5 protein-coding genes and 1 pseudogene are annotated in these 12,447 nt (G+C 57.1%); 1 reads left to right on the top strand and 5 read right to left on the bottom strand.

Annotation, left to right across the window (positions count from 1 at the left end):
* Positions 1-5: 5 nt before the first annotated feature.
* Positions 6-3,644: a Tc toxin subunit A gene (locus J3P75_RS10515; RefSeq protein WP_434710278.1), complete on the bottom strand. Its 3,639-nt coding sequence runs from the start codon at positions 3,642-3,644 to the stop codon at positions 6-8.
* Positions 3,645-3,862: 218 nt separating this feature from the next.
* Between J3P75_RS10515 and J3P75_RS10520 the strand changes: the two genes are divergently transcribed.
* A complete protein-coding gene (locus tag J3P75_RS10520; RefSeq protein WP_434710280.1) occupies positions 3,863-8,374 on the top strand; it encodes a hypothetical protein in 4,512 nt (1,503 codons plus the stop codon).
* An 87-nt stretch (positions 8,375-8,461) separates the two neighbouring features.
* Here J3P75_RS10520 and J3P75_RS10525 read toward each other — a convergent pair whose 3' ends face one another.
* The 4 genes and pseudogenes from J3P75_RS10525 to nuoM all read right to left on the bottom strand — a co-directional run bounded on the left by J3P75_RS10525 (position 8,462) and on the right by nuoM (position 12,424).
* On the bottom strand, positions 8,462-8,776 hold the full coding sequence (locus J3P75_RS10525; protein WP_434597146.1) for a helix-turn-helix domain-containing protein: 315 nt from the start codon (positions 8,774-8,776) through the stop codon (positions 8,462-8,464).
* A pseudogene (locus tag J3P75_RS10530) lies at positions 8,766-9,117 on the bottom strand (toxin). The gene J3P75_RS10525 and the pseudogene J3P75_RS10530 overlap by 11 nt, the downstream one beginning before the upstream one ends.
* 303 nt (positions 9,118-9,420) lie before the next feature.
* Positions 9,421-10,884, bottom strand: coding sequence for an NADH-quinone oxidoreductase subunit NuoN (nuoN, locus tag J3P75_RS10535; protein WP_394508313.1), 1,464 nt, complete (start codon positions 10,882-10,884; stop codon positions 9,421-9,423).
* Between the two features lie 7 nt (positions 10,885-10,891).
* A complete protein-coding gene (gene nuoM, locus J3P75_RS10540; RefSeq protein WP_203418622.1) occupies positions 10,892-12,424 on the bottom strand; it encodes an NADH-quinone oxidoreductase subunit M in 1,533 nt (510 codons plus the stop codon).
* Positions 12,425-12,447: the final 23 nt, after the last annotated feature.

A 12,447-nucleotide genomic window follows, 5' to 3' on the forward strand; every position in this document is an offset into this window, starting at 1 on the left:
GTTCCTTAGTCATTGGCCATTGCGGCAGCGGCGGCGGAGTGAGTGGCCATGACCGCTTGACCCACGGCTTTCCAGTCCTCCAGCGAGCTGGTGTCGGTCAGATCGGTGGCTTGCAGCAGCGCGGTAGCGGACAAACCGCTGGCCTGGCAGGCAGCCTGGCAGCGCCGTACCCAATCCACGTGAGCCATGGAACTGGCGCGTTTGTCGGGCAGAATGTCGGTCAGTGTGCTGATTTCCGCCTCCGACCATTCCAACAGGCAGGCCAGCGCCGCATTGGCGGTTTCGCTGGCGAGCTGGCGCAAAGCCTTGTTCTTCAGTTGTACCTTGGGTGGGTTGGCACAAGTGAAGTAGCTCAGCAGGCTGTCCTCCGGTTGGCTCTGGCTATGGAACCAATGACTGAAGCGCTCGAGCAGGTAGAGGTCGCAGAGTGCCGGTTCGCTGTTGCTGTCGGTGTATTGCGCACCACCGAGCCAGGCCGGGTTGACGACAAACGCGCGTAAAGCGCTATTGCTCAACCGCAGTTCTACGATGATTTGCGCGTGGCGCGATACGCGCTGGAAATGCTCGATGAGTTCTACCTCCAGCGTGTCCTCCAGGGCTGCGAGCAAAATGCTGTAAATCGAAGAGTGTGCCCAATGAATGACCGCTTTGCAGCGATCTGCCGGGAGTTGCGCGGTTTCCTGGAACAGGCCTTCGAGCAGTTGGCTCTGATGGTCATGGGCGCGGAGCAGCAACTCGATGAGTTTCGCAGCGCATGCGGCTTTGACTTCGGGCTGCAGAATCAGGTGCTCGAGCAATGACGCAACTCCAGTCTCCAGCCAGCCGATTGGTTCGTCCATCAGCGTCAAAGGCTTGTCCAGGCCAGCTATCAGTCCTTCGGAACTGATCAAGTCGTGATCATCGAGTAACTTGAACCAATTGATTTCACCCCCAGAGTCGCCATTTCTGGGCGGAAGTCCCAATGCTGCGACTTGTTCTCTGGTGATCAGGTTTTGGCGTGTGTCGCCCTGTAATTTCACCAGTCGCGCGCGCAGATCGTCAGACAATGTCTCTTCAGTTAAGCGGGTGCGGCGAGCATCCTCCGGTGTATCGGCACGCAGCAGAGCGGGCGGCCCCAAGCGCTGCTGCAAGCGATCAACGGTTTGCTGGCTCTGCTTGAGCCAGTCAAACGCCCAGTGCAAAATCATCAGTACATCGAGGATGTCGGGTGCTGGCTTTTCCGTCCTGGCACTTAAACGGCCGCCGACCAACGCAGTCAGGAACGCTTTGCCTCCCAGCAGTTTCGCCAATGTCAGCACCTCGGCCACCGAGTGGCCAAATAGCTGCGCCACCAATGTCTGACGGTAGAGCGAAGAGATAGTCGGCAAGTCGCGGCGCAGTGAGCCCAAATGGTCGTTGGTTTGCGCGGCAATCAACAAGAATGAATCTTCGGTCGGCTGCACTTTCAGACCAGCGCACAACTGCAGCACGGTTTTCAGCGTGGCGGCGTCGCCGGATGCCAGATCGATAACGCTTTGATCGAGAATCAGCGGTGTGTCGAACAACTGGACGCGATTGAACACCTGATCCAATAACGGCACCTGGTCCTTGCCACTGGCATAGGGGCTGAGGTCGTGCATCAGCGCAGCGAATTGTTCAGGTTCTATGGAGTAGTGATGGTTGAGGAAGCGATAGACACCTAGCGCACGCAGGGTATTTTCGTTGAATTCCATGCCCAGGTTGGTTTCGCCTTCGGCACGTATGGCGCTGATGACCAAGGTGTCGAGATGGGCGAAGGAAATGCCGGTCCAGCGATGCAGACGGGCCATTCGCTGCAGGCGATCGAGACGGTCCAGCGAAACTTTGGTCAGGCGCCATTGTGTGCTGTCCGCCGACGCTGTCTGCTCCAGCCCGATGGCGTTGTCCGAGTCATCGTGCAGGACTTTCTCGGGAGACGTTTCCTGTTCACGTTCGTACAGCTCGGTGCCGGGTCCGGTGCCATTGACGTAACAGGCGCCGTAGCGATCTGGATAGGAAAACTCCGATACCTTGTCGGTTCGCCGTTGCGCACCGACGTTGCGGGCTGGCTGCAGGTCTGGGCAACTCGGCGACACGCGCACCTCGAACCTGCGGCGAGCCACAAGTTGCTCGACTTGTTTCGCATTCAAGCCAGTGCGATGCATGAAGTGGCTCATCAGGGTCAATTGCCACACGGTCGAATCGCTGGTGGCTTGGATACCGTAGCTTCTTCTGAGAAAGTCCTGCTCTGTGCTTGTCAGGCTGTATCGGTCATCCAGTGTCAGGGCGAAGCGCTGCCTGGCCAGAAGGACCGGTTCGGCCGCGGTTCCGGTGACGGTGATCAGTTCGCATCTGGCAGTGAATCCCGGCTCAGTGGGCGTCGGCAGCGACGTCGCCTTGAAATGAGCGATGATGAAGTTACCGGCAGCGTGCAGACGATTCACCAGCCATCCAGTCCCTGGCGGGGCCGAGACGTTGGAGCTCAGATCGATACTGGCGAGCTGGGTCCCGGCGTCGTTGCGAAAGGTCAGCGACACTGCGGTTTTAGCGCCATCTGTATCGGTTGGCGTGTCCGCCAACGGGGTAACAGTCACGATATCTGCCTGCCCCGATAGCAACAAATAACATCTGGTCAGTGTGGTATGCGGCCGCAGGTAGGCAGTGAGGGGGCTTTGCCAGCCATCGATCAGATCACTGCGGGTCAGATAAAAATCGCTGAATACCGAGCGTTCGATCAGCAATTGCTGTTGTTGTGGACTCAACCCGCACAGCAGCCGTTGCGCCTGTGACGGCAGTTGCTGTATCTGCCCGTAATCGTTGGCTGCTGCCTGTTTGATCGGAAGCAACAGGCTGGCCAGGTAATTCAATTCCCCCAGCTGAGGCTTTTTATCGTCAAGGCCCAAACGGCATTGGTGGTGATAAAAGTTGTAAGGCAATTCGAATGGATAGCGCCGATCGGCCAGGACCTCGTGGATAGAACGAACTTTGTCGGCAGGGTTGCGATCCAGCCAGGCGCGTAACTGACGCTCCAATACGTCGTTGACGATGTCCAGCATCGGCCTCGGAGTGAACGTGCTCTCGTGAGTGATCAACAGGTCCTTCAAATCAGGACGGCGCTTGTCCATCAAGAGGCGCATGGTGTCGGTACTGGTATCTTCCAGCTGGCTGGCAAATATCCTCAGTGCAGATAAATAAGCGACAGGCCCGGTCGCGTCGGCAATAGCCCCCCCTTCACAGTACTCGTCCCAGTTCTCTTTGAACTGCGCTTGAAAAGTCGGACCCGACGGCACCAGTGCGCGAAGGCCATTGCGTTGGGCCAACTGCTGAACTGTCCCTGAAGAGGTTTTGTATTCACGATACAAACGCGCAATCAATGCCGCGTATCCCATCGCGTTGTCGTAAGCCAAGTCAGCATTGGCATCGCTGTACCGGGCAAGCTGACGGGCGAATGCCGCCTTGGGCAGGCGCACGATATCGAAGACTGAAGTGAAGCCCATTTTCTGCATGGCTGTGGCGAAGCTTGCGCGGCTGTTTTTTGGTGGGGCTTCGAATTTGATGAGGGCGGTTATCAGTGAGGGAGTGTCGGCCATGACGTTGGATCTCCTGCCAAAAAGGGGAGGCATCCGGAAATGCCTAGCAGGGATCAAGGTAGCGATTAAATAACGCGGCGTAACCTGTCAGACCTGACAGGTATGTATCTGTTTTTTAGATCTTTTCGTAATAAAAAAAGACGATCGTTAACGTATCAAGTGTTCGACCGTTCGTCAGGACTGTCAGAGTTGACAGGTGTTCGTAAGCGTCAGGTGGAGTTAAAAGTCGTGTCAACGAGGCCGGTAGTTGCACCGGCAGAATGGGAGCGGTAGGGATGGATGATAAAAACGAACTACAGCCGAATGGGCTTTGGTCAGCACCGGTAATCCTGTCACCTTGGGGTAATACAACAGTCTCGCCTTTCGGGTTCAATATCGTAGCTCTAGCCCCTGCACTGGCTGATAGTTGGAAAATCGAATGTTGGGGTGAAGCAACTGACCATCATGGTTCAGAGGATGAGTGGATAAAGTTGGAGCACTGGGTACCCGATATTGCTTTTGATCGCTTTAATGCCTACTTCAATTTCAGAGTCAGGTACAAACAGGCCTGGATCTGGAGTGATTGGGCGGAATGCTACAACTTGTACGTGCCGCAACCTAAACCGCCCAAACCAACCATCAACACGCCGCCGTACCCGGCTGCGGTCAAACAGGCGCTGACCATTACCGGCGTCGTGGCAGGCAACGTCACGCTGCAAATGTCCACCGATCTAGACGCACCAGTGGTTGGCAGTTCCACTGGTAGCGGCAACATGCGCACTTTTACGCCAACCACGAACTGGGCAGCAGGCCTCAATTGGGTCAAGGTCGTTCAAACCGTAGGTGGCTTGGCTTCAGACCCGAGCGATCTTGTATCCATTGGAGTAAGGCCATCCATACCCGGCATACCTGCGCCACCCAGTCCTGCCTCAGCAAGACAGATACTGACCATTACCGGCGTCGTGACAGGTAACGTTACACTGCAATTGTCTACTGAAGAAGGCACACCGGTTGAAGGCGGTTTCACTGGCAGTGGTGCAACTCGCACTTTCACACCAACCTACGACTGGGCTGCAGGCATTCGGGTCAAGGTCGTTCAATTCTTGGATGGTGTGCCTTCGAATCCGAGCAATCTTGTTTTTATTCCAGTGAAACCGTCCAGACCAGTCATCACACCGCCCCCCAGCCCGGCCTCGGTCATGCAGGCACTGGAGGTAACCGGTGTCGTGGCAGGTAACATCCCGCTGCAAATGTACACCGAGGATGACTCACTGGTGGATGGCGCTTTCATAGGTGGTGGAAACATACGCAGTTTTACACCAAGCTCGCGATGGGATGCAGGCACAACCCCGGTCAACGTCGTTCAAACCGTAAATGGCGTGACTTCGGATCCGAGCGATTTTGTTTCCATCGAAGTGAAGCCATCCAGACCCGCCATTACACCGCCGGCCAATCCGGGTCCAGCAAGACAGATACTCACCATTACCGGTGTCGTGGCAGGTAACGTCACACTGAAAATATCCACCGAGGAAGACGAACCGGTGGATGGCAATTTCAGCGGCAGTGGCAGCACACGCAATTTCACTCCAGCAGCCGACTGGGTCGCAGGCCGGGTCAAGGTCGTTCAAAGCGTAGGTGGTGTAGATTCGGATCCGAGCGATCTTGTTTCCATTGTAGTTAAACCACCCAGACTGGTTATTACTCCGCCACCCAGCCCGGCCGAGCCCAAACAGGAGCTGACCATTACCGGCGTTGTAACAGGCAACGACATGCTGAACTTGTACAATCAGAATGACGCAACGGTCGGTGGCTATTTCACTGGCAGGGGAAGCACACGTACTTTCATGCCAGCTTCGAACTGGGTAGCAGGCACCGGGGTAAAAGCCGTTCAAACGGTAGATGGCGTGGCCTCGGATCCGAGCGATATTGAGTACATTGGAGCGAGACCAGACAAACTTACCATCGAATATCCCCCCATACCGGCTGCAGCAAGACAGAAACTCACTTTTACCCGGCTCATGGCATTTGCCACGGTGCAAGTCGCCACTGAGGAAGGCGATCCGGTGGAAGGTCATTTCATGGGCGGTGTCTACGCTAGTTTTACGCCAACTTCGGACTGGCCAGCAGGAGCCACCGGTCTCAAGGCCCGTCAATTCGTGGGTGGCATGCCTTCATATTGGAGCAATCTTGTTTCAATCAGAGTGAAGCCATCCAAACCGGCCATCACTTTGCCGCCTGATCCGTCCATGCCGAATCAAGCGCTGACCATTACTGGCGTCGTGGCAGGGAACGTCATCCTGCGCCTGTATACAGAGAAAGACGTAACGGTGGCTGGCGATTCCACTGGCAGTGGAAGCACACGTACTTTTACGCCAACCTTGGACTGGGCTCCAGGCATCAATCGTGTAAAGGTTGTTCAAATCATAGACTTAATGGGTTCGGATCCGAGCGATCACATCTCCTTCTCAGCGAAGCCATCCAGACCAGCCATCACACCGCCACCCAGCCCAGCCTCAGCAATACAGGCACTAACCATTACCGGCGTCGTGGCAGGTGTTGTCATGCTGCAAATGTCTACGGAGCGAGATGCACCGGTGATTGGCAGTTTCACCGGCAGTGGCAGCACGCGCACTTTCACGCCGACAGCGAACTGGGCGGCGGGTACAACGCAAGTCAAGGTCGTGCAGACCGTTAATGGTGTGGTTTCCGATCCAAGCGATCTGGTTACCGTGAGCGTGAAGCCATCGAAGCCAGTCATCGTGCCGCCACCTGACCCGGCTGCCAGTAATCAGGTACTGACCATTACCGGCGTCGCGACCGGCACCGTCACCCTGCAAATGTTCACAGAAATCGACGACAATGTGCTTGGCGATTTTGCTGTGAACGGCACTGGTTGCGTTTTCACGCCTCAGTCGGATTGGGGGCCGGGTGAAAATACGGTCAAGGTTATACAAACAGTAAACGGTATGGACTCTGACTACAGCGACCTCTGCACCTTCACCGTTGAGGTTGGGGAGAAGCCTGAAAGCCCCGTGATTCTTGTGCCGCAAAGGGGTGGCAGGACCTCTCGATACCCGACCATCAAAATCGCCGGCCTGCAAGGTGCGTTAATTTCCGTGCGTCTCAAAGATAGCGATGTGTTGTACGAAAACATCGCGGACGCCAGCGGCAATCTCGTCTTCACCGTAATTAATCCTCTGGAGCCAGGCGAAATCGACCTCCAAGTCATGCAAGCATTGGACGGACCCGGTTCCGATTGGAGTGCTGGCCATTCGTTTACGGTAAAACCACCGCCAGAACCCCCGATATTTTTAGTGCCTTCGCCGGGCGGCAACACTTTGCGTAAACCGCAGATCCGAGGTAAAGGCGAAACCGGGGGAGAGATCGTTCTGTGCCATGCGAATGAAGCCGAGACACCCTTTGGTAGCGTCGCGGGTTCGGTAGATTGGCGTTGGAAGGCAAAAGAGGAGTGGCCTGTTGCTTCCTATAGTGTGCGGGCACAGCAGAGAGTCGACGGCGACTGTTCCGAATGGACTGAGCCTCTAGCTTTCTATGTCGTCGACTCCAAGTACGCGATTGGCGATGCCGCCCCGGTCATTGGTACGCCGGTGATGGGCACTGGTCAGAGCGTATTGTTGAGAGTCCAAGTGGTTGATGGTGTCATTGCAGAAGCCGCCCAAGGCATCACAGTGGAATGGCGTCTCAACGGTGAGGAGGAAATACTGGCCAGTACGGAAACCGACGTGCAGGGTTGGACGCAATACCGATACACACCTGCCACCGTCGGAAAAAGTGAAGTTCTGGCTGATATTACCCGGCAGAACGACGATGTGGTGATGACCGCCCGCTACGAAGTAATGACCGCGCTGCATGACGAATGGGCCAAGGAGGCCGGGCTTTATCTGGACGGCGAGCGGGTTGATCTGGCGGTAAGCGATCTGATGCTGCTGCGAAGGAACCTGCCCTATAAGCTGGAGCTGAAGGCGAACGACAACAGTACTTTGATCGGTACTACCGTGATCCTGCAGGATTTTTGGGACGCCTCGGAACGTGGTCTGACCTTCGTGCCGGATCTGGGAACACCTCAGACGATTATGCCGGGAGCATCTATTCGCTGGGATATCTCAACGAAGGAGTGCAGCACCGGTGTTTTCGGTTTGAGCGTAGTCAGCGCGCTACTGCCAGGCTGGCAGTTGCCGGGTCGCGTTGAAGGCGGAAATATGACAGACGATGTGGAGATCGATCTCGATTCGGTTACGCAAACTTTCGGGGGCGACCCGGCTTATCCCTGCCTGGGTGCGGCGCACATCATTAACGTGAAGGCAAAACCTGACAGTCAGTTCCTGGGGCAGAAGGTGACGTTTGAATTGAGCGCAGAAGCACTCGATCTAGGCGTAACGGTAAGCCCGAGCACTGCGCAAATTCTGGGTGTCGAGGGCGCGAACTGGTTGCTGGATTGCGAAAATAGCACTCAGGCCGGCAGCTTTTCAGCGTGGTTGAGGGTGCCGGCGTGGGATTTCGATTCTTTGAAATTAGCCATGTCCCTAGGGCATAACAAAGTCCAGATAGCTCAAAGGTTCGGACCCGAAGAGTTGGCATTTCCGCCGGGTAACATGAAGTACGGAATTCTTGCGGAGTCGACGTTCACGGGGCAGGCTGCCGCCGGCGTTTTGGTGACAGCCACGTATAACGGGAGGCCGCCGTCGTCCGGGAATACTCGATCTGACGGTCAGTTCTATGTTTATTACACAGAAGGGCAAAACGCCAGGCTTTCCATTCTCAACCGCTATGACGGAAGTACCGTCTGACAATCCTTGGTGTCCCGGATATCGCCAACGCCTTTTCTCGCCAGAGAAAAGGCGTTTTTATTTCTTTCAGGTGTGTCATGCCGAATATCAGCTCAGAGCCGCCAACTGTTCCATCGTCTGTGGAAAGCGTTCGACCAGACGAATCAGTGTCGTCGCCTGGGCATTGGGCGTAGCGCGTCCCTGCTCCCAGTTTTCGAGCGTGCGGGTGTTGGTGCGCAGATACATCGCAAACACCGATCGGGAGAGGTTGAGCTGTTGACGGATGGCGACCACTTCTTCGGCGGTGATCGGCACCAGTTTGGGCAACTGGACCTTGTGGGTGCGCAGCGTGATTTTGCCTTGACGCTCATCGGCCAGGGCGTCCAGGCCATCCATCAGTTCGGAAAAAATGTCACGTTTCATAGTGGGGTTCTCGTGTTGAGTTCTCGATCCAGCGTTTGCCTGAACAGTTTTCTCTGCGCGGGTGTCAGGTCGTCTTGATCACTTTTGCTGTAGACGGTGAACAGCCAGAACTGATCGAAGCCTGACCACCAGTAATAAATGATGCGTAATCCGCTGCGCTTGCCTTTGCCTCTGCGTTGGTCGCAGAAGCGGATTTTTCGGAGCCCTCCGGTTTCTTCGATGAGATCGCCTGCTTCTGGGTTTTTCAGCAATTCCAGCTGGAAGCTGAGAAAGAGGTCTTCGTCGAGGTAATCGTCGCGGTGCTTCTGAAACGCAGGAAGTTCGATAAAAAGAGCATCCATGTTTTGTACGCTGCCTACGTATAGTGTTGACTTCAAAAAGCGAATCGGTCAAGGCCTCCAAGCCATCCTGTTCGCTGCTTATTCAACGCTAGACTCCGGTCGCAAAAACACCTGTAGGAAGCGTCAACAGGTGGGGTGAGAAGGTTCGATAGAGGGGAGGGGAGACGTCGTAACTGGCGTGTCGGAAAAAGCCCCTAACGCCGTCAGCCAAGCCAGACGCGTCGCTTGGCTGCGCAAAAAGCCCAGGCAAAAAAAACGACACCCGAAGGTGCCGTTTTTTTGTTTCCAGTTCTAACAGAGCAATCAGCCCGCCAGACCGGCCTGCTGTACCAGCACCAGCAATGGCTGCGGATAGACACCCAGGAAGAACGCGACCAGGGCGATGGCCAGCAGCATGACGCCGCCTGCCTTCTGTTCCCAGTGCAATTGGGCGTCGTGGCGCCGCAGGTTCGGCTCGATCAGGTACAGGGTGACCATCACGCGCAGGTAGTAGAACACGCCGATGGCGCTGCCCAGCACCAGCGCACCGACCAGCCACCATTGGTGCGATTCGACACCGCTGGCAATGATGTAGAACTTGCCAATGAAGCCTGCGGTCAGCGGGATACCGGCCAGCGACAGCATCATTACGGTCAGCACGGCGGTCAGGTACGGACGGCGCCAGAACAGGCCGCGATACTCGTACAGGGCGTCAGCGTCACGGCCATTGTACGGCGAGGACATCAGGGTGATCACGCCGAAGGCGCCGAGGCTGGTGATCACGTAGGTGACCAAGTACACGCCAATGGCTTCCACCGCCAGGCCCTTGCTCGCCACCAGCGCGATCAGCAGGTAGCCGAAGTGCGCGATGGACGAGTAGCCGAGCAGACGCTTGAGGTTGCTCTGGGTCAGGGCCAGCAGGTTACCGAACAGGATCGAAGCGACGGCGATGACACTGAGCACGTCGCTCAGCACACCGCTGCTGGCGGCAGGGGAAATCTGGAACAGACGCACCATCACCGCAAACACCGCCACCTTCGAAGCCGTGGCGAGGAACGCCGCCACCGGGGCCGGCGCACCTTCGTAAACGTCCGGCGTCCACAGGTGGAACGGTACCAGCGACAGCTTGAACGCCAGACCGATCAGCATCATGCCCAGGCCCAGTTGTGCCAGCGAGCTAGGCAGGCCAGTCGCGGCCAGCGCCTGACCGATACCGACGAAGCTCAGCGAACCCGAGTCGGCGTACAGCAGCGCCATACCGAACAACAGGAACGCAGAACCGGCGGCCGATAGCACCATGTATTTGATGCCGGCTTCCAGCGAACGCTTGTTGAAGAAGGCGTAAGCCACCAGACCGTAGACCGGTACCGAGAGCAGTTCCAGACCAATGAACAAACCGGCCAGGTGCTGCGCGCTGACCAGCACCAGACCACCGGCGGCGGCCATCAGGATCAGCAGGTAGAGTTCTTCGCGGTTGCCCGGGTAGCCCGAACCGCCATCACCCAGGTAGGCGTGGGCGAGGGTGACGCAGGCGAGGGTGGCGACCAGGATCAGCGCCATGTAAAGGCAAGCGAAGGTGTCGATCTGCAGCAACGGGGTCACGGCCAGCGGCGCGACTTTCAACGCCGGCAGGATCGACAGCAAGGCCAGGTTCAGACCAGCGACCGAGATCAGGAAGGTCTGCGAGTGGTTGCGGCGCCAGGCGATTGCCAGCATCACCACGATAATGGTGAGGCTGGTGATCAACAGTGGCGCAAGCGCAATAAAGTGTTGAATCGTGAATTCCATAGCGCTCTTACCGGGCCGAAGCGAGTTGAGTGAAGGCGGTGCCGAGCCACTGCTGCACGCCATGCATCGTGGCGGCAGAGGTGTCGAGGAACGGTTGCGGATAGACGCCGAGGTAAATCAGCAGCACCGCAAGGCCCAGCACCATGATCAGTTCCCGCGCATCCATACCGTGCAGCACCGCGTCGGATTTCGACGGGCCGAAGTAGGCACGGTGGATCATGATCAGCGAATACACCGAGCCGAACACCAGACCGGAGGTGGCAATTGCCGTGACCCATGGAGCGCTGGCGAAAGAGCCGATCAGGATCAGGAACTCGCCGACAAAGTTACCGGTACCCGGCAGACCCAGCGACGCCGCCGCGAAGAACAGGCTGATCGCCGGCAGGTACGCAATACGCGACCACAGGCCGCCCATCTCACGCATGTCCCGAGTGTGCAAACGCTCGTACAACTGACCGCTGAGGATAAACAGTGCCGCCGCCGACAGACCGTGCGCGAGCATCTGGATCACTGCGCCCTGCAGGGCCAGTTGGCTGCCGGAGTAGATGCCGATCAACACGAAACCCATGTGGGAAACGGAGGAGAAGGCGATCAGACGCTTGATGTCGGTTTGGGCGAAGGCCAGGAATGCACCGTAGAAAATCCCGATCAGACCGAGGGTCATGGCGATCGGCGCAAACTCGGCCGAGGCATTCGGGAACAGCGGCAGGGCGAAACGCAGCAGGCCGTAGGCCGCAGTTTTCAGCAGGATACCGGCGAGGTCGACGGAACCGGCCGTCGGCGCCTGGGCGTGAGCATCAGGCAACCACGAGTGGAACGGCACCACGGGCAGCTTGACCGCGAAGGCGATGAAGAAGCCGAGCATCAGAATGTACTCGGTGGTCATCGACATCTTGGTTTTCAACAGGTCGGCGTAGTTGAAAGTAATCACGCCAGTGTTGTTGAAGTTGACCAGCACCAGACCGAGGATCGCCACCAGCATGATCAGGCCGGAAGCCTGCGTGAAGATGAAGAACTTGGTCGCTGCGTAGATGCGGGTTTTCTTGCCGTCCGAAGAACTGTGACCCCAGAGCGCGATGAGGAAATACATCGGCACCAGCATCATTTCCCAGAAGAAGAAGAACATGAACAGGTCGAGGGCGAGGAACACGCCGACGACACCGCCCAGGATCCACATCAGGTTCAAGTGGAAGAACCCAACGTGACGTTGAATCTCTTTCCACGAGCACAGTACCGAGAGGATACCCAGCAGACCGGTCAGCAGGATCATCAACAGCGACAGGCCGTCGAGAGCCAGATGCACATTGATGCCGAAACGCTGGATCCAGACATGCTTGAACTCAAGCGCCCAGGTCGGATCGGCGCCCGGCGCCGGTGCAAATGAATAGTCACCGTGGGCCCACAGCCAGAGGCCGAGGGCGAGTTCCAGGGTCATGGTCAACAGCGCAATCCAGCGCGGGAGGGTAGCGCCGAAGCGCTCACCCATCCAGCACAGCAGGCCGCCGATGAAGGGGATCAGGATTAGCCAGGGCAGAATCATGACGGGCTCGTTTCCTTTCGCAA

This window comes from Pseudomonas sp. R1-1, assembly GCF_051132135.1.
GTDB lineage: Bacteria > Pseudomonadota > Gammaproteobacteria > Pseudomonadales > Pseudomonadaceae > Aquipseudomonas.

Bases quoted from the DNA above. Each gene is read 5' to 3' on its own strand.
- J3P75_RS10525 (WP_434597146.1), bottom strand. From the start codon at position 8,776: ATGAAACGTGACATTTTTTCCGAACTGATGGATGGCCTGGACGCCCTG.
- nuoN (WP_394508313.1), bottom strand. From the start codon at position 10,884: ATGGAATTCACGATTCAACACTTTATTGCGCTTGCGCCACTGTTGATC.
- nuoM (WP_203418622.1), bottom strand. From the start codon at position 12,424: ATGATTCTGCCCTGGCTAATCCTGATCCCCTTCATCGGCGGCCTGCTG.
- J3P75_RS10520 (WP_434710280.1), top strand. From the start codon at position 3,863: ATGGATGATAAAAACGAACTACAGCCGAATGGGCTTTGGTCAGCACCG.